19 protein-coding genes, 2 tRNA genes and 2 riboswitches are annotated in these 21,084 nt (G+C 50.0%); of the genes, 3 read left to right on the top strand and 18 right to left on the bottom strand.

What is annotated here, in order from left to right; translation table 11 throughout:
• Positions 1–17: 17 nt before the first annotated feature.
• From tatD to rmuC, 8 genes are all read right to left on the bottom strand, one after another.
• Positions 18–815 (bottom strand): 3'-5' ssDNA/RNA exonuclease TatD, encoded by a 798-nt coding sequence (gene tatD / locus R3289_RS16525; RefSeq protein ID WP_318926790.1) that lies wholly within the window; start codon positions 813–815, stop codon positions 18–20.
• A 167-nt stretch (positions 816–982) separates the two neighbouring features.
• The gene (tatC, locus tag R3289_RS16520) at positions 983–1,735 is read right to left on the bottom strand and encodes a Sec-independent protein translocase subunit TatC (RefSeq protein ID WP_318926789.1); all 753 of its coding nucleotides are present in this window, start codon (positions 1,733–1,735) and stop codon (positions 983–985) included.
• An 11-nt stretch (positions 1,736–1,746) separates the two neighbouring features.
• Positions 1,747–2,085, bottom strand: a complete 339-nt coding sequence (tatB, locus tag R3289_RS16515; protein WP_318926788.1) for a Sec-independent protein translocase protein TatB — start codon at positions 2,083–2,085, stop codon at positions 1,747–1,749.
• Positions 2,086–2,088: 3 nt separating this feature from the next.
• Positions 2,089–2,340: a Sec-independent protein translocase subunit TatA gene (gene tatA / locus R3289_RS16510; protein ID WP_318926787.1), complete on the bottom strand. Its 252-nt coding sequence runs from the start codon at positions 2,338–2,340 to the stop codon at positions 2,089–2,091.
• An 86-nt stretch (positions 2,341–2,426) separates the two neighbouring features.
• The gene (gene ubiB / locus R3289_RS16505; protein WP_318926786.1) at positions 2,427–4,064 is read right to left on the bottom strand and encodes a ubiquinone biosynthesis regulatory protein kinase UbiB; all 1,638 of its coding nucleotides are present in this window, start codon (positions 4,062–4,064) and stop codon (positions 2,427–2,429) included.
• A 6-nt stretch (positions 4,065–4,070) separates the two neighbouring features.
• Positions 4,071–4,673 carry an SCP2 domain-containing protein gene (locus R3289_RS16500; protein ID WP_318926785.1) on the bottom strand — a complete coding sequence of 201 codons (603 nt, stop codon included), beginning with the start codon at positions 4,671–4,673 and terminating at the stop codon, positions 4,071–4,073.
• A 7-nt stretch (positions 4,674–4,680) separates the two neighbouring features.
• Complete coding sequence (ubiE, locus tag R3289_RS16495) at positions 4,681–5,436, bottom strand: bifunctional demethylmenaquinone methyltransferase/2-methoxy-6-polyprenyl-1,4-benzoquinol methylase UbiE (protein ID WP_318926784.1); 756 nt, start codon at positions 5,434–5,436, stop codon at positions 4,681–4,683.
• 72 nt (positions 5,437–5,508) lie between these two features.
• Positions 5,509–7,044 (bottom strand): DNA recombination protein RmuC, encoded by a 1,536-nt coding sequence (gene rmuC, locus R3289_RS16490; RefSeq protein ID WP_318926860.1) that lies wholly within the window; start codon positions 7,042–7,044, stop codon positions 5,509–5,511.
• A gap of 309 nt (positions 7,045–7,353) precedes the next feature.
• Here rmuC and R3289_RS16485 point away from each other — a divergent pair, with 309 nt between their 5' ends.
• Entirely contained in the window at positions 7,354–8,253 is a 900-nt protein-coding gene (locus R3289_RS16485; protein ID WP_318926783.1) for a DMT family transporter, read from the top strand.
• Positions 8,254–8,412: 159 nt separating this feature from the next.
• Here the strand turns inward: R3289_RS16485 and R3289_RS16480 are convergent, their stop codons facing one another.
• Complete coding sequence (locus R3289_RS16480) at positions 8,413–9,636, bottom strand: multidrug effflux MFS transporter (RefSeq protein ID WP_318926782.1); 1,224 nt, start codon at positions 9,634–9,636, stop codon at positions 8,413–8,415.
• A 116-nt stretch (positions 9,637–9,752) separates the two neighbouring features.
• Here R3289_RS16480 and R3289_RS16475 point away from each other — a divergent pair, with 116 nt between their 5' ends.
• Complete coding sequence (locus R3289_RS16475; RefSeq protein WP_318926781.1) at positions 9,753–10,700, top strand: LysR substrate-binding domain-containing protein; 948 nt, start codon at positions 9,753–9,755, stop codon at positions 10,698–10,700.
• Between the two features lie 156 nt (positions 10,701–10,856).
• Positions 10,857–12,644, top strand: a complete 1,788-nt coding sequence (locus R3289_RS16470; RefSeq protein ID WP_318926780.1) for an aminopeptidase P family protein — start codon at positions 10,857–10,859, stop codon at positions 12,642–12,644.
• Between the two features lie 106 nt (positions 12,645–12,750).
• On the opposite strand, the gene thiH is transcribed toward R3289_RS16470, so the two are convergent.
• The 9 genes from thiH to R3289_RS16425 all read right to left on the bottom strand — a co-directional run bounded on the left by thiH (position 12,751) and on the right by R3289_RS16425 (position 21,020).
• Positions 12,751–13,863: a 2-iminoacetate synthase ThiH gene (thiH, locus tag R3289_RS16465; RefSeq protein WP_318926779.1), complete on the bottom strand. Its 1,113-nt coding sequence runs from the start codon at positions 13,861–13,863 to the stop codon at positions 12,751–12,753.
• 10 nt (positions 13,864–13,873) lie between these two features.
• Entirely contained in the window at positions 13,874–14,644 is a 771-nt protein-coding gene (locus tag R3289_RS16460) for a thiazole synthase (RefSeq protein ID WP_318926778.1), read from the bottom strand.
• Complete coding sequence (gene thiS, locus R3289_RS16455; protein WP_318926777.1) at positions 14,645–14,881, bottom strand: sulfur carrier protein ThiS; 237 nt, start codon at positions 14,879–14,881, stop codon at positions 14,645–14,647. It abuts the gene before it with no gap.
• Positions 14,868–15,662 (bottom strand): HesA/MoeB/ThiF family protein, encoded by a 795-nt coding sequence (locus tag R3289_RS16450; protein ID WP_318926859.1) that lies wholly within the window; start codon positions 15,660–15,662, stop codon positions 14,868–14,870. Before R3289_RS16450 ends, thiS begins: the two co-directional genes overlap by 14 nt.
• Positions 15,652–16,899 (bottom strand): thiamine phosphate synthase, encoded by a 1,248-nt coding sequence (gene thiE, locus R3289_RS16445; RefSeq protein WP_318926776.1) that lies wholly within the window; start codon positions 16,897–16,899, stop codon positions 15,652–15,654. Before thiE ends, R3289_RS16450 begins: the two co-directional genes overlap by 11 nt.
• Complete coding sequence (gene thiC, locus R3289_RS16440; protein ID WP_318926775.1) at positions 16,899–18,821, bottom strand: phosphomethylpyrimidine synthase ThiC; 1,923 nt, start codon at positions 18,819–18,821, stop codon at positions 16,899–16,901. The genes thiE and thiC overlap by 1 nt, the downstream gene beginning before the upstream one ends.
• A 141-nt stretch (positions 18,822–18,962) precedes the next feature.
• Positions 18,963–19,060, bottom strand: a riboswitch (TPP riboswitch).
• A 103-nt stretch (positions 19,061–19,163) separates the two neighbouring features.
• Complete coding sequence (locus R3289_RS16435; RefSeq protein ID WP_318926774.1) at positions 19,164–20,534, bottom strand: voltage-gated chloride channel family protein; 1,371 nt, start codon at positions 20,532–20,534, stop codon at positions 19,164–19,166.
• 74 nt (positions 20,535–20,608) lie between these two features.
• A riboswitch (Fluoride riboswitch) is annotated at positions 20,609–20,673 on the bottom strand.
• 156 nt (positions 20,674–20,829) lie between these two features.
• Positions 20,830–20,906, bottom strand: a tRNA-Trp gene (locus R3289_RS16430).
• A 37-nt stretch (positions 20,907–20,943) separates the two neighbouring features.
• Positions 20,944–21,020 (bottom strand) — tRNA-Asp (locus R3289_RS16425).
• Between the last annotated feature and the right edge of the window lie 64 nt (positions 21,021–21,084).

Here is a 21,084-nt window from a genome sequence, read left to right as displayed (position 1 = left end):
ATTCGATAATACCACCGTCACTGTGGTTCGGGTGATCCAATTCCAAAAAATGCCTGCGATGTAGCACAAGAATTTAGCATTACATCAGAGGCTTCCTGCCCCCGGCACTGTGCAATTACGCGGGCAATATGAGGCAGATACCGAGGCTCATTGCGGCTTGATTTCGGCTTAGGCCGATAGTCACGAGGCAATAAATAAGGACAATCCGTTTCAATCATCAGGCGGTCATCGGGGATGAGGCGGATAATGTCACGGAGCTCGGTGCCACGGCGCTCATCACATACCCAGCCCGTGATCCCAATATGCAGATCCAGCGCCAGGCACTCTTTCAGCTCTTGTTCGCTACCGGTGAAGCAGTGCAGTACCGCGGCAGGTAACTTGTCTCGCCACGGCTTTAATATCGCCATAAAACGTTCATGAGCATCACGGCAATGCATAAAGATCGGCATCTTCAATTCTGCAGCTAGCGCCAGCTGCGCTTCAAATACGGCTTCCTGCTGCAGCCGAGGGGAAAAATCACGATTAAAATCCAGCCCGCACTCACCGATTGCGACCACTTGCGGGGTTAATGCTAACGCCCGGATCGGCGGCAGAGATAAATCCGAGACCGTTTTCGCATCATGGGGGTGAACCCCTGCCGTACTGTAGCAATACCGTGGCCACTGCTGCGCCATCACCTGTGCCTGCAGGCTTTCTTCAATGCTGGTCCCGGTCAGGACCAACCCTTTGACGCCTGCGGCCTGAGCACGCGAGATGACCTCGGCACGGTCTTTATCAAATCGGCTGTTGGTCAGGTTAACGCCAATATCAATCATCTTACTTCATCCGTTTTTTCAGATTACTCTGCAACGCCTTACCATTCATCGCGATTCAACTCACCGCAGTTTCGGTCAAGAGCCGACATATGGATAGCAGCTTTATAAACAAAAACCGGCTCTCGGCCGGTTTTTTTATCACAAGATATCACTGCTCTGGCAGGCCATTATTCTTCATGCTGATCGGCGTGCTCTTCTTCGCTGCGAACATAAAACCGCGAGAAGAACAGGCCCACTTCAAACAATAGGCACATTGGTATCGCCAGCAACGTCTGCGAGATAATGTCAGGCGGTGTCAGCATCATCCCCACCACAAAAGCAGCCACCACAATGTAAGGACGCTTTTGTCTTAGGCTTTCCGGGTCAGTTGCCCCCGTCCAGCATAACAAGATGATGGCGACAGGGATCTCAAAGGCAATGCCAAACGCCATAAACAGCGCCAGCACGAAGTCGAGATAACTGGCAATATCTGTCGCGACCTGCACACCTTCCGGCGCGATATTGGTAAAAAAACCAAACACCAAAGGAAATACGACAAAATACGCAAATGACACACCGCCGTAAAACAGCAAAGAGCTGGAAAACAGCAGTGGCATGATCAGCTTACGCTCATGCTTGTAGAGCCCCGGCGCAATAAAGCCCCAGACCTGATACAAAATCATTGGTACAGCAACAAACACCGAGGTAACCAGGGTAAGTTTTATTGGCGTAAAGAAAGGTGATGCCACATCGGTTGCAATCATGGTTGCCCCTTCCGGTAGACGTTCTACCAAAGGCGCAGACAAGAAAACATAAATGTCATTCGCAAACCAAACCAAACCAAGAAAAACCACGATTACACTCAAAATAGAACGCAATAACCGGTTCCGCAGCTCAATCAAATGGCTAAATAGCGGTTGCGTATCTTCGACTGTCGACATAGTGATGTATTTTATTCCTGCTTTTGAGAAGTTGTTGCTGAGGTTTGCTCGCTTTTCTCAGCATAGGGACGCTGCACATCTGCGGCGGCTTTTTTCAGCTCTGCCACAGAATCACGCAGTTCAGGTGATAAATCCTTCATCCCCATTTGCTCGGCTTTTTTCAGGTTGTCTTGCAGCTCCTGAATTTTCAGTTCCTGCGACAATTCATCCTTCACCGAGTTTGCCATGTTACGAGCAGCGCCGACCCATTGCGAAACCGTACGGATCGCGACGGGAAGACGCTCCGGCCCCAGTACTACTAATCCCACCACCGAGATCAGTATTAACTCCCAGAACCCGATATCAAACACGCGTTAAACCTGCTCTTTGTCTTTTTGGTTCTTCTGAACCGGATCGCCTTTCTGCTCATCAGACAGTGTCTTCTGATCGAAGTCAGCGTCGGTACTGTCTTTTTTTGCAGCCGTCTCGTCATCGCCTATCGCTTTTTTAAACCCTTTCACCGCCGAGCCCAGATCACCACCCAGGCTACGAAGTTTCTTAGTTCCGAACAAAAGAACAATGATCAGTGCAATAATTAGCAATTGCCAGATACTGATACCACCCATGCTTGTTTTACCTCAGCTCTTTGTGGTTATTGACTAATAATTTAGTTAATAACAAATAAATAATGTTCAGGAGTATACCTTAACCGCTATTTGCGACAAGCACGCCACCCGAGTAACCAAAACGTGACCCCTGTAACGGCAGAGACCGCCGGGATAGTGTCAATGTGATTACTAAAAAGTATGGCAGAACATACCACCAGAGTCGCGCCAATACCTAAATAGAACCTTGCAAGGCCCTGGTAACGCCGACTCTCCATGAAATTATCATAAAGTTTATCGATACGTTGGTTCATTGCCTTGCCCTGGCGCAAACTGTCGTACAGTAATTCGGGTAATTCAGGTAACTTTTCTGCCCAGTACGGGGTCTTATTCTTTATCGCTTCCACGATAGCTTGTGGCCCGACCTGGCGCGACATCCAGTCCTCCAGGAATGGCTTCGCGGTATCCCACAGATCGAGCTGCGGATACAGCTGACGACCCAGCCCTTCAACGTACAGTAGCGTTTTCTGCAGCAATACCAACTGTGGCTGCACTTCCATATTGAAGCGGCGGGCGGTATTAAACAAATTCAGCAGTACGTGACCGAAAGATATCTCGCACAGCGGCTTCTCAAAAATAGGCTCACAGACGGTACGTATGGCAACTTCAAACTCGTCGACATTGGTATCTTGCGGTACCCAGCCTGAATCGACGTGCAATTCAGCCACTTTACGGTAGTCGCGGTGAAAGAATGCCAGCAGGTTTTCAGCCAGGTAGCGCTTGTCTTCCCGGTTCAGGGTGCCGACAATACCACAGTCCAAAGCGATCCACTGCGGGCTGGCCGGATTATCATAAGAAACAAAAATATTCCCCGGGTGCATATCTGCATGAAAGAAGCTATCACGGAACACCTGGGTAAAGAAAACGGTGACCGCATTTTCTGACAATAATTTCATGTCAGTGCCGTTCGCTTTCAGCGTTTCCACATCAGAAACAGGAATACCATAAATGCGTTCCATTACCAGCAGGTTTTTGCTGCTGTAATCGGTAAACATCTCAGGCACATAAAGCATATCGCTGTCTTCAAAGTTGCGCCTCAGCTGAATGCTATTCGCCGCCTCTCGCATCATATCCAGCTCATCGAGCAGCGTTTTTTCATATTCACGCACCACTTCAACCGGGCGTAACCGACGCGCCTCCGGCAAAAAGCGCGATACGGTGCGGGCCATGCGGTACATCAGCCTGATATCGGCCTTAATCACCGGCAAGATATCAGGACGGATCACTTTCAGGACAATTTCACGGCCGTTTTCTTTTAACGTTGCCGTATGTACCTGGGCAATCGATGCCGACGCCAGCGGGGTTTCATCAAAATGATCAAACCAGGTTTCCAGCGAGCCTCCAAGTGCCTGCTCCATGTGTGTTTTGGCCAGCTTACCGTCAAAGGGAGCAACCTGATCCTGAAGCAAGGCAAGCTGATCGGCGATATGTGGTGGAAACAGATCCCGCCGGGTCGACATCATCTGACCAAACTTTATCCAGACCGGCCCGAGCTCCTGCAGCGCCAGACGCAGGCGCTCGCCCAATGGCTTTTCTGAATGCTGGTTTTTAATCCAGAACAACGATTTGCGTGCCATCTTCGGCACTTTAATCCGGGGGTCGTCAGGCAATAAATCATCAAGACCGTAGCGAAGCTGGACTTCGGTGATTTGATACAGACGTTTACAATCAGAGAGAGTTATCATGGCCGGTTATTGCTCTAGCAGCTGATTAAATCGTGCTTCAAGACGCGCACAATCAGATTTCAAGTCGTCGACTTGATCGGCAAAATAGGCGACTTCTAATGCCTGGGGTACCAATTTCCATTCCTCGGTGATCACTTCTGCCAAATCACGCTGGCAACGCTCGACCCCGCGCTGAATAAAACGTATCCCGGATTTAGCCCCGTCCACGACAGTGTGAGCAACAATATCACCGGTGTAATGCGACAGTTTTTCTTCGAAATCAGGCTTCAAGCCACTGAGTAAAGTGGAAAACTGTTGTGCCAGTTGAATATCACCCTCCACCGCCAGTTTATCGGCTTTAATTAACCGGGTAAGGTTGGCTTTCCGGCGTAGCTCAGGCAGCACACTCAGATTCAGCGCTAACTGACAATCCACATCGCCTTCATAAGCGGCCAGTACATCGATCTGCTGACTGAAAATGAAAATCAGCTTTTTGCCAAATTCATTGATGGTTACGCTGATCACTTTACCGCGCAAGCGAGCAAGACGACGCAGGCTGTCTGGATCGTCTTTTAACAGTTTATTCAGCGAGGTTTCGACCGCGCCAGTGACAAAGGCATCAAATGACATAGCGTCCTCAGAACTTAAAACCGCGGTGCAACGCCACAATACCACCCGTCAGGTTGTGGTAAGTGGTTTGCTCGAAGCCTACGTCTTCCATCATCCCTTTCAGCGTTTCCTGATCCGGGTGCATGCGGATAGACTCAGCCAGATAGCGATAACTGTCACCATCGTTGGCAATGATTTCGCCCATTTTTGGCAGCAAGTGGAAAGAGTAGGCATCATACAATTTGGATAACGGCTCCAGAATCGGCTTTGAAAACTCTAGCACTAACAGCCGGCCGCCCGGTTTTAAGACCCGGAACATCGAACGCAGCGCTTTATCTTTATCGGTAACGTTACGTAGACAGAAGCTGATCGTAATGCAATCAAAGTAATCATCGGGGAAAGGCAACTCTTCGGCATTAGCCTGCACGTAGGCGACATTCCCGACAATGCCGCTATCACGAAGCTTGCTACGGCCCACTTTCAGCATCGAATTGTTAATATCAGCCAGAACGACCTGGCCATCCTCACCCACAATACGAGAAAACTTCGCGGTTAAATCACCCGTACCGCCGCCCAAATCAAGCACGCGCTGACCACTGCGAACCCCACTGCAATCAATGGTAAAGCGCTTCCATACCCGGTGAATGCCCAGCGACATCATGTCGTTCATGATGTCGTATTTCGCGGCTACAGAATGAAAAACTTCCGCGACCAGGTTCGCTTTATCTTCCTTGGCTACGGTACGATAGCCAAAATGGGTCGTATCTTGTGTGATATCCGTCATGCTATATCCGTCATGTTTATATGTGTAAACAACTTGCTTAGTGTACTTGATGGTCACGGTTTGCTCAAAGCACTACGGCAAATCATTTGCGGCAACGCACTCCTGACGCTCAACGTCCTTTCGTTCGCTCAGCACGGCCTCGGCTTTTTCAACCAGCCCCGGACTGATATCGCGCTTGACTTCCACTCCTAGCAGCTTAAAACCCTCAGCCTGGCGGATCATATTTCCCCGTCCGGTACTGAGCTTATTCATAGCGCCCTGATAGCTCTGGCTGGCTTTTTCCAAGGAGCCCCCCACCGCTTCCATGTCAGCAACAAACAAGCGTAATTTGTCATACAGCTTGCTGGCCCGATCTGCGATCTCCTTGGCGTTCTGGTTTTGTTTTTCATTACGCCATAGGTTATTGATCGTCCTTAGGGCAACCAGCAAGGTGGTCGGGCTGACCAGCATGATATTGAGATCCATGGCATCGCGGATCAGGCTCGGGTCAGCGGCTATTGCTGCCTGAAAGGCCGGCTCAACCGGAATAAACATCAGGACATAGTCAAGACTCTGTACCCCATGCAGCTGATGGTAATCTTTGCGACTTAAGCCGCGAAGATGAGCACGGACAGAGGCGACATGATCCCCCATCGCCAGATCACGCTCGGCCGCCGTCTCGGCATTAAAGAAACGCTCATAAGCCACCAGTGACATTTTGGCGTCAACCACCACGTCTTTTTCTTGCGGTAAATGCACTACCACATCAGGCTGATAACGCTTCCCGGCGCCATTGTCCAGATTCACCTGAGTCTGATATTCATGGCCTTCGCGCAACCCTGATTCGCTCAGCACCCGGGCCAACACCACCTCTCCCCAGTTACCCTGTGCTTTATTATCGCCCTTGAGTGCCTGGGTCAGGTTGACCGCTTCCAGTGCCATCTGTTCATTGAGCTGCTTAAGGTTATTAATTTCATGCACCAGAGTATGCCGTTCGCGGGCTTCCTGGCTGAAACTGTCGGTAACTTGTTTTTTGAACCCGTCAAGCTGTTCCTTCAACGGGTTTAGCAAGCTTTCCAGACTCAATTTGTTCTGTTCATCCACGGTTCGGGTCTTCTGTTCAAACAGACGGTTGGCTAAGCTTTCAAACTGCACCCGTAAGCGTTCCTCTGCGTTTTCCAGCAGCGCTATTTTTTCTTCCCCCGCTTTTTGCTCTTCAACATGGCGAGCATGCTGTTCGCGTAAGTCGGCTTCTAACCCGGCATTAGCTGAACGGGCGTTTTCCAGTTGCTCGGTCAGGTACTGTTTTTCTGTCTTCAGCGTTTCAAAATAACGCATTTTCTCTAATGCGGCAGCCAGACGCGCATGCATCTGGCGCAGTTCACCGGTCAGACGGTCACGCTCGATATCCAGGCCATCAAGATCCTGGTTACGTTCCGCCAGGACCTCTTGCAATTGTTGTTCACGGCTTTGCGCCAACCGCCTATCGGACTCAATCTGCTGCTGAAATAATTGGGCTTGCTGCTGCAAACGCCCTCTCATCCACAATCCAGTGATCACACTGGCAATCGTTGCTCCTGAAAGGGTGGCGAATGCAACCAAAGCACCACCGCTAAGCCATTCAGTCATCATTATTGTTAAACCTGAAATATTTTTAAACCGGAAAAAGTAGAAATTACGAGTTCAAAGGCTAAGTGGATACTGGATGAATGTCCAGTGATTATCGACCCATCAGGAGCCCTTGATAACCCGCCGGCAGAATTGTCCATCATGATTGGGCTGATCGTCACAGCATCGCCTCCTGTGCGCTGGTCGTGCGAAAAACAATCGAATAGACTAGCGCTCTTTATGATGAATATCTGACTTCTTTTTACATGCTGTTGTTGCGGCCCGACTCGTGGTGAGCGGGAGGCTTCACGGCTTATTAATGGGTAAACAATGAACGAACGTCATGCGCTTGGGTATGGATTAGCTGCAGTTCTGCTTTGGTCGACGGTAGCGACCGCCTTTAAGATCACCCTGGACTATTTCACTCCCATCCAGATGATGGTCGCCGCCAGTATTGTGTCGGCTGTCATGCTAACCCTTATCGCTTTCTGGCAAGGTAAACTGCATCTGTTAGGTCGTACGTTTGCGGCTCGCCCGCTCTATTACCTGGCGCTTGGCCTCATTAACCCATTTGCCTATTACCTGGTGTTGTTTAAAGCCTATGAGCTGCTGCCGGCCTCTCAGGCTCAGCCACTTAATTACAGCTGGGCCATCACGCTGACCTTGATGGCCGCGATTTTCTTAGGTCAGAAAATCCGTCGACAGGACTGGATTGCCTGCGCATGCGGCTACCTGGGGGTGGTCATTATCGCGACGAAAGGGGATGTGGTGGCGTTGCAGTTTGACAACCCTCTGGGCGTCGCACTGGCACTGTTTTCGACCCTGCTATGGGCGATGTACTGGATCTTAAATACGAAGAACCAAGCCGATCCGGTGTTAGGTGTCTTGCTGGGCTTTTTGCTTTCGCTGCCATTCTCCATCGGCCTGAGCTTTTATTCCGGTAGCTGGGACTCCGTGCCATGGCAAGGCTGGTTAGCCGTAAGCTATGTCGGTCTGTTCGAAATGGGGATCACTTTCGTGCTGTGGCTGAATGCGCTGCGCCTGACTAACAATACTGCACGCATCAGTAATCTCATTTTTATCTCGCCGTTCATTTCCCTGCTGCTGCTGGCCACAATTATTGGCGAAGAGATCCACCCCTCAACGTTAGTGGGTTTAGTCCTGATCGTCTGCGGCCTGCTAATCCAGCAATGGAAAGGTAAAATGACAAAAAGTAGCCCTGTCGCTTAGCTCCTTTTATAACTGTTCCGCTTGCCGCTATTTCGTTAATGAGCAATCCGATGAATGGTTATAAAAAAAGCCTGTCACTGATGTGACAGGCTAAACGAATAGCAGGGTTGTCGAGACCCAGCGCCTCTAGGGATAAAAGGCGTCTAGTTATAAATTTTGTTAACGGGCAGGCACTGCGCCATGCCACCGATGACCCAGCTTCGACCATAGAATCAACAGTCCTGGGATCAGTAACCACATCTGGAAGGTCAGCAGCATGGGCGGGGTAAGATCCAACCGCTGAGTCAGACTTACCATCATGCCGGCCCCGCTCATCTGAAACAGGCCAAGCAAGGCTGCGGCAGTCCCGGCACGGTCACCGAAAGGTGCCAGCGCCTTACCCGCCGATGAGCCCAGTACAAATGCAAAGCCAAATGAGCACATGAAAATGGGAACCATAAAGGCCCAGGCTTGCGAAATACTGCTGAATGCCAGCATCGCAGCACCGGAGATAACGAGTAAAATCAAGCCAGTGCTCAATGTTTGGCGGGTACCGAATTTATCCATGTATTTTGGTGCGATCATACAAGCCAGGATGTTCAATGTCGCATTGACTCCGAACCATAGGGTAAACTGCCCCATATCCAGACCCAACTCGATCATCAGCCAGACCGGCGCTGATGTGACAAAAGCCAGGACCACCGCCATTGACAGCATGCAAAGCGTGGCGTGGAACAAAAATGTCGGCTCACGCAGCACTGACATGTAACGATCCAGGCTGATCATTGCACCATCAGTATTGGTGTCTGCCGGTCGGGTTTCTTTAAAACAAAGAGCAATGAAGCTACCCGCGACCAGCGCAAAACCTGCCATGAAACTGAAATTAGACCGCCAGCCAAACTCATAGGTTAACCATGAACCTAAGATCGGAGCCAAGGCCGGGATAAAGCAAATTGCACCATTGAGGTAGCTGATCATACGGCCGCTGCGTTCCGGACCGAAACTGTCACGCACAGCAGCAAAGGCGGCGACCGACGTTGCACAGGCACCCAAGCCCTGCAGCAGACGCGCCACCAGCAATAAATCCAATGTTTTTGCCCAGTACGCCATCGCTGCACTCAGGGCATAAATGGTTACACCACCCAAAGCAATCGGACGTCGGCCCAAACGATCTGCCAGCGGGCCGGCTAGCAGCTGGCCCAAGCCAAGACTGAACATGAACCAGGTAACGGTATCTTGCACCCGGGTTATATCGACCGCAAATGTCTCCGCCATCGCAGGAAGCGCTGGCAGATAAATATCGATAGCAAGCGGGCTGAATAAAACAAGGACCACCATTAAGGCGACTAATCTTGTTCCTGTTGCGGCAGTCTGCTGACTGACTGCTGATGTTTCTGGTTGCATGTGACTTTCCTATTAAATGACAGCGGCAGTCTAAGGCTTTAGTGATATGAATAGAAATGGTTTATATTCAAACCAGAATTTCCACTTTGGAATATCACTGTTAGCAGAGGTGCACCGTGTCATTTGAAAAGCTTGCCCGGCTTGATCTCAATCTACTGGTTTGTCTTCATGTACTGCTAGAAGAATGCAGTGTCACCCTCGCCGCCAAGCGGTTGCATCTGAGCCAGTCGGCGGTCAGCAAAAGCCTGACGCGTCTGCGTGAACAGTTTCATGATCCCCTGTTTCTCCGCTCATCCCACGGCCTCAAGCCGACACCACGGGCACAAGCCCTGTTACCGCTCTTAGAACAACTGCTGCGGGATATCGAACAACTGGCGGCACCGATCGAATTTATGCCACAAAGCAGTGATCGCCATTTCAAAATGGCTTTAGTGGAAAGTGCTTACCCGCTATTACTGCCGCAATTTCTCAGCGAAGTTTTCACTAAAGGCCCTAATATCATTTTAGATACCCAGTCTTGGGATCCCAGTACCTTCAGCAAACTGCAACGCGGGGAAGTTGATTTCGGCGTGACCGGCAAAGATCTCAATCCCAAAGATGCCATGCTCACCTTAATGCCGCCCAAAGATATCGTGTGGCAGGAACTCCACCGGGATACCCAGCGCTGCATTGTACGTAAGGATCATCCGCTCTTAGACCAGCGATGGGATCAGGATAATTACCTGCGCCAGCGCCATATACAGGTGCGCTGTGACGGTAGTGATCGCTGGTTACTCGATTACAAGCTGGCGGATCTCGGCCTGAAAAGAGACATCGCGATATATGTGCCAGACTTCAATAGTGCGGCCAGCCTCTGTACCCACACCGATCTGGTGTTTACCGCTCCCAGTCATTTTGCCAACTATATTGCCGCCCAGCTCGACTTGGTGGTCGTGCCTTTACCGTTCGAGCTGCCTGCTATGGCTTATACGTTATTCTGGCATCAGCACCAGGAAAAAGATCCGGGACATAGCTGGTTACGTCAAATAATAATCAGCCGCTGTGGTGATTTATCCGCCTCTTAATTGCAGCCAGCCAGCAAAAGCGATACCGTAATGTGATCAGCCTGAACAACTCAGTGCATGGCAATAAGTCTCGGTGATACCGACCTTGTCTTGACTTATTCAGGTTGGCATTCATTCCGTCACACGGACGGTGGCATACACAAGGAACCTCAAAACATGCAAGCAGTTATCTCACAACGTGTTGAGCAAATTCGCCAATGGCTGACTGACAATCAGCTCGACGCATTGCTCATTCCTCATGAAGATGAATATCTGGGCGAGTACATCCCCGCTCACAACGAACGTCTGCTCTGGGCGACAGGCTTTACCGGCTCTGCCGGTATGGCGGTGATCACCCGCGACAACGCCGCTGTCTTTGTTGATGGCCGCTATGTGGTGCAGGTTCGTAAACAAGTCCCGGGGGAAGTCTTTGAATATCGCCATCTGATTGAAGAGCCACCGGTTCAGTGGACCCTGGATAACCTTGCCGTTGGCAGCAAAGTGGCCGTTGATGCCCGCCTGCACAGCGGCGCATGGCTAACACGCACAACAGAAAGCCTTGCCGGAGTATTAGAGCTGGTCTGTATTGATGCGAATCCAATCGATACGCTATGGCATGACCGCCCGGCGGCGACACTGTCTGATGCCAAATTGATGGGCCTGGACTTTGTCGGCCAGAGCAGCCATGACAAGCGCAATAAAATTGCCGCAGAGCTGATAAAACAGAAAGCCGAAGCGGCATTACTGACTCAGGTAGACAGTATTGCCTGGTTACTGAATATCCGTGGCAGTGACGTACCAAGCCTGCCGGTATTGCTCTCGACCGCTATTATCCATGCCGATGCCAGCGTCGATTTTTATATCGACCCTGCTCGTCTGCCAGCTGAATTTTCAGGGCATGTGGGCGAAGGTGTCCGTACCCATCAGCCAGATGTCTTAGAAGCCGGTTTACAAGCACTGAGCGGCAAGCACGTTCTGGTTGATCCGGCAACGAGTAACGCTTGGGCTGATCAGGTCTTACGTGCTGCGGGAGCCAATATTATCGAAGCCGCTGATCCTTGCTCACTACCGAAAGCCGCCAAAAATCCAACCGAAGTTGCCGGGATGAAAGCGTGTCACATCCGTGATGGTGTGGCTGTGTCTAAGTTCCTGGCATGGGTTGATTCGCAGGTAGCAGCGGGTAATTTACTCGATGAAGGCACACTATCTGACACGTTATGGCAGTTCCGCGTCCAGGATACCAGCTGCAGTGATGTGAGTTTTGATACCATTTCTGCTGCCGGCGGCAATGCGGCAATGTGCCACTACAATCACTTAAACCAGCCAGAGCCGAGCACGCTGGAAATGGATAATGTCTATCTGGTCGATTCAGGCGGCCAGTATCCGGACGGCACAACGGATATCACCCGCACCATTGCCATCGGTCAGCCCGGCGATGAAGTAAAACAGGCGTTTACACTGGTACTGAAGGGGCATATTGCTCTTGCTTCGGCACGTTTTCCGAAAGGTACAACCGGCTCACAACTTGATGCACTTGCTCGCCAGCACCTGTGGGCGCATGGCTTCGACTACGACCATGGCACCGGTCACGGGGTGGGGCATTTCTTGAGCGTGCATGAAGGTCCGCAACGCATTGCGAAAGTATACAACCCAACCGCACTGCTTCCGGGCATGGTGCTGTCTAATGAGCCGGGTTACTACCGTGCTGACGCCTTCGGGATCCGTATCGAAAACCTGGAGCTGGTAGTAGAAGTGGCAACGCAAGGTGATATGACCGTGATGGGCTTTGAATCCCTGACCCGTGCTCCGATCGATCGTCGCCTGATTGACCTTAGCCTGCTTGACGATATTGAACTGGCATGGCTCAACAATTATCACCGCACCGTCTTCACCGTGATCAGCCCGTCACTGGAAGGAGATGATTTGGCGTGGTTAGCGCAGGCAACAGCACCACTTAAACGCTAACACCAGAAATGACGACCTGACTTCAATGCGTCAGGTACCTAAAACATAAAACTCCCGCCCTCTTCTCGAGCGCGGGAGTTTTTATTTCAACCCAAATAGTCACTTTTCAGCCGGAATAGGCATGGTGCCAGTCCTTCCACACCACTTCAAATCCGTGTTGCTTCACTGCCGCCGCAACGTCTGCCACCGAACGATCATCACTGATAGAGAACTGCTCTAGCTCCGGCTCATCACTGGCATATCCGCCAGGTTGTGTTTTCGACCCGGCCGACATGCTGGTCACGCCTAAAGGCAGCACATTATCTCGAAATTCGGGGGATTCCCGGGTCGACAGTGATAACTCCACGTGCGGATTAAACATCCGATAAGCACAAATCAGCTGAACCAATTGGCGATCACTCATTACCGATTTCGGTTGTAAACCGCCTTCACAGGGCCGTAAGCGCGGAAAAGAAATCGAGTAACGCGTTTGCCAATACGTACGCTCAAGATAATCGAGATGGCTGGCCGCAAAGAAACAATCAGTCCTCCATTCTTCCAAACCAATCAAAGCCCCAATACCGATTTTATCTATCCCCGCTTTTGCCAGGCGATCTGGGGTGGCCAGCCGATATTCAAAATCCATCTTATTACCACGCAAATGGTGCTTGACATAGGTTGGGGCGCTGTAGGTTTCCTGATACACCATCACCGCATCTAAGCCTAAGGTTTTCAGCTCGGCATATTCATGTTGTTCCAGCGGCTGTACTTCCATCGCCAAATAACTGAACTGCTGTTTTATCGTCGGTACCGTTTTACGGAAGTATTCCATTCCCACTTTGCGCTCATGCTCACCCGTTACCAACAGCACACTGTCAAAGTTCATTGCCTTGATTGCCTGGCACTCAAGCTCGATCTCTTCGATAGCCAAGGTACGCCGCTTGATCCGATTCTCCATCGAAAAGCCGCAATAGGTACAGGCATTCGCACACAAATTCGACAAATACAGCGGGACATAAAACGATATTGTATGACCGAAACGCTTCCGCGTTAATGCCGCCGATTGTTGTGCCATCTGCTCGAGGTACGGTTCGGCCGCCGGTGAAATAAGTGCTTTGAAATCGTCCAGATCACGTTTAGATTTACGTAACGCTCGCTCTACATCTGCCGCCGTTTTACTGTAGATAGATAAGCGCACATCATCCCAATCAAGCTGCTTCCAGACATCAACATAGCTCATGCGGCTCCCCTTATGCGCTTTGATCTAAGAAAGCCGTTAAAGGGCTTGAAGCTATCGCATGATTAACCGTACCCGCCAAGCCCGCTTCATAAGCCAACCGCCCACTTTCAACGGCAAGCTTGAAGGCTTTGCCCATCGCAACCGGATCGGCAGCGGCAGCAATTGCGGTATTCACCAGAACCGCATCAGCACCCATCTCCATCGCTTCGGCTGCATGGGAGGGAGCACCGATCCCCGCATCAACAATCACCGGCACCCGGGCCTGATCGATGATAATTTCAAGAAAATCACGCGAAACCAGCCCTTTGTTGGAACCAATCGGTGCACCTAACGGCATCACCGCGGCACAACCCACTTCTTCCAGGCGCTTACATAACACCGGATCGGCATGGCAATATGGCAGAACGATAAAGCCATCTCGTACCAGTTGCTCTGCCGCTATCAGTGTTTCAATCGGATCCGGCATTAAATACTTGGGGTCCGGATGAATCTCCAGTTTCAGCCAATTGGTTCCCAGCGCTTCACGGGCAAGCTTGGCGGCAAAAATGGCCTCTTGGGCATTTTTTGCTCCTGAGGTGTTCGGCAGTAAATTCACGCCCGCTTTGATCAACGGAGCCAGAATATCATCGTCACGGTTATCAATGTCGACCCGCTTCAGCGCCATCGTCACTAACTCAGATTCAGAGATAATGATAGAATCAGCCATTGTCTGACTATTGGCATATTTACCGGTGCCGGTAAAAAGACGTGAAGCAAATGTTTTATCCGCAATAGTTAGCATTTAACCTCCGGCAATGGCTTGAAACAAAGCAATTCGATCACCAGCACTTAATCGTGTGCTGTCCCATTCACTGCGTGCAACGATCTCGTCGTTTAAAGCGAGTGCAGTGGCTTTCAGTGGCATTTCCAGAGTCGTCAGCAACGCTGTAAGACTTTGCTCTGATGAGCAATCTACCGGCTTATCATTCACCCAGATCGGGATCTTCACGTCATTCAGTATCGGGTTATTGGTTGTCATTAGAATCCTGCTCTCTTTTATCACTACCCGGACGACAAACAGGACACTGCTTATCCCGGGTAAGGTTAAATCGTTGCCAGGCCATTGTCAGACCGTCAAATTGCTGCAACGAAGCAAAGGCGACTTGTCCCGCCCCGGTAATACACTTAATCGTTTCCAGTGCCTGCATCGTTCCCATCATGCCGACAATCGGACCGGCAATACCTGAATGGCTGCAATTCTGTGGCTCTGGTGGTGCATCGGATTGCGCAGGGAACAGGCAGTGATAACACGGCCCTTGTTTGTGCCTGAAATCAAATGCCATCAACTGCCCTTGCCAGCGAATGGCTGCGCCTGAGATCAGAGGCTTACCCGCAGAAAAACAGGCCCGATTCACCGCATATCGAGTAGGCAGGTTGTCGCTGCAATCTAAAATAACGTCAGCCAGATCCACTTCCATCGCCAGACGCTGACTGGCTAACCGGGCTTGTACTGCACGCACCCGTATATGCGGGTTAAGCGCCAGGATCTGCTCTGCCGCTATTTTGGCTTTGCTTTGTCCTTGATGGGCATCGCGATAAATCACCTGACGCTGCAGGTTTGAGCTGTCGACTTCGTCGTCATCGGCGATCACCATATTTCCCACGCCAGCTCCCGCCAGATACAGTGCCGCCGAAGAGCCCAGCCCTCCGGCTCCCACTAACAAAATCTGAGAACGAGCCAATAACTGCTGACCTTGTTCACCGATTTCCGGCAACATAATCTGACGGCTGTAGCGTACAAATTCCCGCTCACTCAGCATCCAGCGGTTCCCCTGTAGCATGGCGGATCAATAATTGATTAAATGCCTCAATCGCCGCTTTTTTATCATCGGCCTGAGTCACTGCGCGGACCACAGCCACACTACTGACCCCGGTACGCCATACTTTTTCCGCACGAGATAAATCAATGCCGCCAATCGCCACAGTCGGGAACGCATCGCCAAGCAATTTTTGATACAGCGCCAGACGATTCAGGCCTTGCGGCTTGGATGGCATCTCTTTGGTCGTGGTAGGATAAATATGACCCAGTGCGATATAACTCGGCGAAAACTCCACGGCTCGCAGGATCTCAAAATAGCCATGAGTCGATATACCAAGTCGCAAGCCTGCCTGCTGAATCGCGCTCAGATCGGCAGTATCTAAATCTTCCTGGCCAAGGTGAACGCCATAAGCGTGATGCTTAATTGCCAACTGCCAGTAGTCATTAACAAAAACCTGAGCATGATAAGTATTGCCCAAGGTAACAATTCGCTGGATTTGATCTTCAAGCTCAGACGATTGCGAATCTTTAATTCGCAGCTGGGTGGTTTTCACATCCAACTTGAGTAAGCGTTCTACCCATTCTGCCGAATCGACAACCGGATACAGTGCCAACTGACTTGGATCCGTCGCGGCAAAAGGAGCAACCGCCACTTCTTTGCTGCGCCAGCCTAACTCGGCGATTTCCGGATGATTAGCCGTTAATGGACGGGGAAACAACTCACGGCGCATTGGCCAGCTAATCTCACCATAACCATCGGGATTCGATTCCTGATAACCTCGAGCATGCGCGCGCGCCAAAGTCACTGCATCTTCCAACGGATAATCGAGCGCCAGGGCGGTTAGTAACATTGCACGCTGAGGATCACTGGCGCCGGCATGGTGACAATAGAGCGCACGAGCTTCACCGTTATGATGCCAGATATCAACGCAGCCCTTATCCGTAGGGAAGTCACACACCACTAATGACGGGTCGAGCTCAACCTTATGCTGCATCTCACTCAACGTCGGATAAGGGGCTAACCACTGATCCAGCACTCTGTAGCCATCGACAGCAGCATCAGCCTGATTAAATACCAGACTGAACTGACGCCCTTCCATTTGAATCTCTACAGCACCCGAATCGCTCAACTTGACACTGACAGACTCACCCAGCTGATACTGATCAGCAGTGGCCAGCAGCGGTTCTACATGCATTAGCAACGGTGTTAAACTATCGGGTAAACATAAAGAGCTCATTAACTATCCTCTTGGGCAGGGTGGTATAACTCACTACCTCGGGAACGGAACTCATCGGATTTTTGCTGCATGCCTGCCAATGGATCATTCAATAATTTGATCGCTAACTCGTCATCCTGTTCAAGACCTTTGGCGTAATCACGTACTTCCTGAGAGATCTTCATCGAACAGAATTTAGGCCCGCACATAGAGCAAAAATGCGCAACTTTTCCCGATTCCTGAGGCAGGGTTTCGTCATGATATGCACGAGCAGTATCAGGATCTAAACCCAGGTTAAATTGATCTTCCCAGCGGAATTCAAAACGCGCTTTTGACAAAGCGTTGTCTCGGACTTGTGCACCAGGATGGCCTTTAGCCAAGTCTGCCGCATGCGCACATAACTTGTACGTGATCAGACCCACTTTTACGTCGTCTTTATTCGGTAAACCAAGGTGTTCTTTCGGAGTGACATAACACAGCATAGCGCAACCATACCAACCAATGACCGCAGCACCAATTCCCGAGGTAATATGATCATAACCTGGTGCGATATCTGTCGTGAGCGGACCCAATGTATAAAAAGGGGCTTCATGGCAATGCTTCAGCTGCTCTTCCATGTTTTCTTTGATCATATGCATTGGGACATGGCCCGGGCCTTCAATCATCACCTGGACATCATATTCCCAGGCAATTTTCGTCAGTTCACCCAGTGTACGTAGCTCACTAAACTGCGCTTCATCATTCGCATCGGCAACAGAGCCCGGACGCAAGCCATCACCTAAAGAAAGGGCAATATCGTATTGCGCACAGATTTCACAGATTTCACGGAAGTGGACATAGAGGAAGCTTTCTTCATGATGTGCTAAACACCATTTCGCCATGATCGAGCCACCACGTGACACAATGCCGGTCACTCGTTTAGCCGTCATCGGCACATAACGAAGCAACACACCAGCATGAATTGTGAAGTAATCAACCCCTTGCTCGGCTTGTTCCAACAAGGTATCGCGGAAGACTTCCCAGTTCAGGTTCTCAGCAATACCATTCACTTTTTCCAATGCCTGATACATAGGTACCGTACCAATTGGCACAGGACTGTTACGGATGATCCACTCACGGGTTTCATGAATATTACGACCGGTAGAGAGATCCATCACGGTATCGCCGCCCCAGCGGGTTGACCACACTAGCTTTTCAACTTCTTCTTCAATGGAAGAGCTGACGGCGGAGTTGCCAATATTGGCATTCACTTTCACCAGAAAGTTACGACCAATGATCATCGGTTCAGATTCAGGATGGTTAATGTTGGCAGGAATAATGGCACGACCTTCAGCCACTTCCTGGCGCACAAACTCAGGCGTAATTTCAGCAGGCAGGTTGGCACCAAAACTAATGCCGGGGTGCTGTTGGTTCAGCACTCCATCTTGATACTCGACACGCCCCATATTTTCACGAATGGCAATGTATTCCATCTCAGGTGTCACAATGCCTTTTCGTGCATAGTGCAACTGGGTGACACATAGCCCTTGCTTGGCACGACGAGGGGGTATTTGCTGGGAAAAACGAAGATCGTCCAGTGTATCGTCAGATAAGCGTTCTTTGGTATATTTCGAACTTAACTCACCTAACTGTTCAGTGTCACCACGCTCATCTATCCAGCCTGAACGAATTTTATTTAAGCCAACGTAAATATTTACAGGCTGCTTGGGATCGGTATAAAAACCGGAGGTGTCATAGACACGGATAGGTTCGTTGGGCTCAAGAATAGGATCTTTCTTCGTTCCACCAACCAGGCTGGCAGACAGAGCAATCTCGCGCATGGGCACCTGAATATCAGCTCGGCTACCTTGCACATAAATCTTCCGGGAATTAGGAAAAGGTTGAGCAGTAAGTGAATCTATAAATTGTTTAGCTTCCAGTCTCGCTTGTTTGCGATTCGACATAGCAAATTCCTAAAATATCGATATAGGGGAAATTGCTTGGCGGATTGGCGCGTAAACAAGAGGCGTACACAAAGGCTGTGCAGCATCATCCGGTGCGCTAGTTGTGCATTAATATGTGTTGTATCTATCAATGCAGCTAGGCAGAAGAATTCTCTTGTTCCCTTCGCAGGTATTAGCCTGATCAGGTTCAACGGATCCCGTAATACGGTCTCAGCCATTTGGCACTCCGACAAGTTTCGAAAAGAGTATAGGGAAGGGAATAAATCACAGCAAGGGCAAAACAAAAAAAATGACGAACTCATGTGAAAATAATTAAGGCCGCACAATGGTACGGCCTTACGATTATTCGGAGTGTTTTTTAACTATTGCTTTTAGCAGAGATGAATGCGTTTCACGCAACTCACCTAACTTATGGGTGATTTTTGGTGCACCTTTTAAGTCAAATAACTTAGGTACAGCAACCCGTTGAGAGGAATAAATGCCAGTATGACCACTAAAATAGTAAGCTGTAAAACAGGCAATCGCAAAGTACAACATATAGTCTGCACCAAACAACTCGACGCCCATAATGGTACAGGCAAGCGGGGTATTGGTTGCCGCAGCAAATACAGCCAAAAAGCCAAGTGCGGCAAATAGATCAACTGGCGCACCCATTACCCAGGCCATGGTGTTTCCTAATGTGGCACCAACAAAGAACAGTGGAGTCACCTCCCCACCTTTATAGCCAGCAGCCAAAGTAATGGCTGTCAGTAACAGCTTAAGCAACCAGCTGTACCATTCAGCACCACCCTCATTGAATGCGCTGAGAATACTGACGCCACCCTCTCGGTTCGAATAGACCCCGAGACCGATATAATCATAATGGCCAATCAACTGAACAGTACCGATAACGATCAGCCCCCCAACCACCACAATAAGATATGGATTTTTCAGGGTTGCTTTAAAGATATCTTTAAAGGCATGGGTCAACTCACCAAACAGGTATCCAGCCAAACCAAATGCTATCGAAGCTAAAATGATTTTTCCGATCAGAAAGATATCCACTTTTACCGCTTGCTCAAACAAGGTAATGGTCTCTAAAAAGTCAATCCGATAATGAGTATGATGCGCTCCCCATGCACTACACACCAGATCGGCAAGAATAGCGGCAAAAAGGGCAGGAATAATCGCGTCAAACTTCAAGCGGCCGATAGCCAGTACTTCCAGCGCAAAGATTGCACCGGTTAATGGCGTGCCGAATACCGCACCAAATCCTGCAGCCACCCCTGCAATAAGGATCAAGCGAGTGTCAGATTCATTGAGTTTAAAGACTCGGGCCAGCCAATGCGTTGTTGCTCCGCCAATCTGAACGGCCGTACCTTCCCGACCCGCAGATCCCCCAAATAAATGAGTGATCACCGTCGTAATCAATACCAGAGGTCCCATTCTTGTAGGAATACCTGCTCCTGGTTCATGGATTTCATCCATGATGAGGTTATTACCACCTTCTGAGTTTTTCCCAAAATTTCGATAACAATAAACAATCACAATACCGGCAAGGGGTAATAAGTAAATCAACCAGGAATTGTCGATTCGAGTCGTGGTAGCCCAACTCAAGATCCAGAGAAAGAAAGCATTGAGTGAACCAACAATGACTGCGACAGGAATAATAAGTAGTGTCCACTTGAGAATATGGACAAAAATTTTGGGATTTTCGCTTAGAGGATGAGCCATACCAGCCTATCTATATCAGGTTTATATCTTAGGATAGGTAACATAGCAATAGCCCTGCCATAGAGAGCAATCCAACCACAGCAGGAGTCATCATCTCGACAAGAGCGGTTAAAGGTGAAATTCCGTCCCCCGTCACAAGCATGGTACCAGTGACAATAAAGGCATGCTAACGGTAATCAGCTACAGCAACAAGTTCAAAATACACTTTTCGCCTTTGGGTTGACATAAAACCGTTAATTTCCCCAAACATCAGATACAAAAAAAGCCTCAGCATTTCTGCTGAGGCTTTCTAAAATGGCAGGGGTGGAGAGATTCGAACTCCCAACACGCGGATTTGGAATCCGCTGCTCTGCCAGTTGGAGCTACACCCCTATCGTATAAGTTTAAAGAGCATACGACTCTAAATAAATGGCGGAGTGGACGGGACTCGAACCCGCGACCCCCGGCGTGACAGGCCGGTATTCTAACCAACTGAACTACCACTCCGCAGTGTCTATTCAGCATAAAGCAATTGGGCGCCTGGCGATGACCTACTCTCACATGGGGAGAC

The organism is Photobacterium sp. (assembly GCF_033720175.1).
GTDB lineage: Bacteria > Pseudomonadota > Gammaproteobacteria > Enterobacterales > Vibrionaceae > Photobacterium.
This window is presented reverse-complemented; position numbering and strand designations above follow the sequence as displayed.

Excerpts from the sequence above, each read along its gene's own strand:
- tatD (WP_318926790.1), bottom strand. The coding sequence starts at position 815 with ATGATTGATATTGGCGTTAACCTGACCAACAGCCGATTTGATAAAGAC.
- tatC (WP_318926789.1), bottom strand. The coding sequence starts at position 1,735 with ATGTCGACAGTCGAAGATACGCAACCGCTATTTAGCCATTTGATTGAG.
- tatA (WP_318926787.1), bottom strand. The coding sequence starts at position 2,340 with ATGGGTGGTATCAGTATCTGGCAATTGCTAATTATTGCACTGATCATT.
- ubiB (WP_318926786.1), bottom strand. The coding sequence starts at position 4,064 with ATGATAACTCTCTCTGATTGTAAACGTCTGTATCAAATCACCGAAGTC.
- R3289_RS16500 (WP_318926785.1), bottom strand. The coding sequence starts at position 4,673 with ATGTCATTTGATGCCTTTGTCACTGGCGCGGTCGAAACCTCGCTGAAT.
- ubiE (WP_318926784.1), bottom strand. The coding sequence starts at position 5,436 with ATGACGGATATCACACAAGATACGACCCATTTTGGCTATCGTACCGTA.
- rmuC (WP_318926860.1), bottom strand. The coding sequence starts at position 7,044 with ATGACTGAATGGCTTAGCGGTGGTGCTTTGGTTGCATTCGCCACCCTT.
- R3289_RS16485 (WP_318926783.1), top strand. The coding sequence starts at position 7,354 with ATGAACGAACGTCATGCGCTTGGGTATGGATTAGCTGCAGTTCTGCTT.
- R3289_RS16480 (WP_318926782.1), bottom strand. The coding sequence starts at position 9,636 with ATGCAACCAGAAACATCAGCAGTCAGTCAGCAGACTGCCGCAACAGGA.
- R3289_RS16470 (WP_318926780.1), top strand. The coding sequence starts at position 10,857 with ATGCAAGCAGTTATCTCACAACGTGTTGAGCAAATTCGCCAATGGCTG.
- thiH (WP_318926779.1), bottom strand. The coding sequence starts at position 13,863 with ATGAGCTATGTTGATGTCTGGAAGCAGCTTGATTGGGATGATGTGCGC.
- R3289_RS16460 (WP_318926778.1), bottom strand. The coding sequence starts at position 14,644 with ATGCTAACTATTGCGGATAAAACATTTGCTTCACGTCTTTTTACCGGC.
- thiS (WP_318926777.1), bottom strand. The coding sequence starts at position 14,881 with ATGACAACCAATAACCCGATACTGAATGACGTGAAGATCCCGATCTGG.
- R3289_RS16450 (WP_318926859.1), bottom strand. The coding sequence starts at position 15,662 with ATGCTGAGTGAGCGGGAATTTGTACGCTACAGCCGTCAGATTATGTTG.
- thiE (WP_318926776.1), bottom strand. The coding sequence starts at position 16,899 with ATGAGCTCTTTATGTTTACCCGATAGTTTAACACCGTTGCTAATGCAT.
- thiC (WP_318926775.1), bottom strand. The coding sequence starts at position 18,821 with ATGTCGAATCGCAAACAAGCGAGACTGGAAGCTAAACAATTTATAGAT.
- R3289_RS16435 (WP_318926774.1), bottom strand. The coding sequence starts at position 20,534 with ATGGCTCATCCTCTAAGCGAAAATCCCAAAATTTTTGTCCATATTCTC.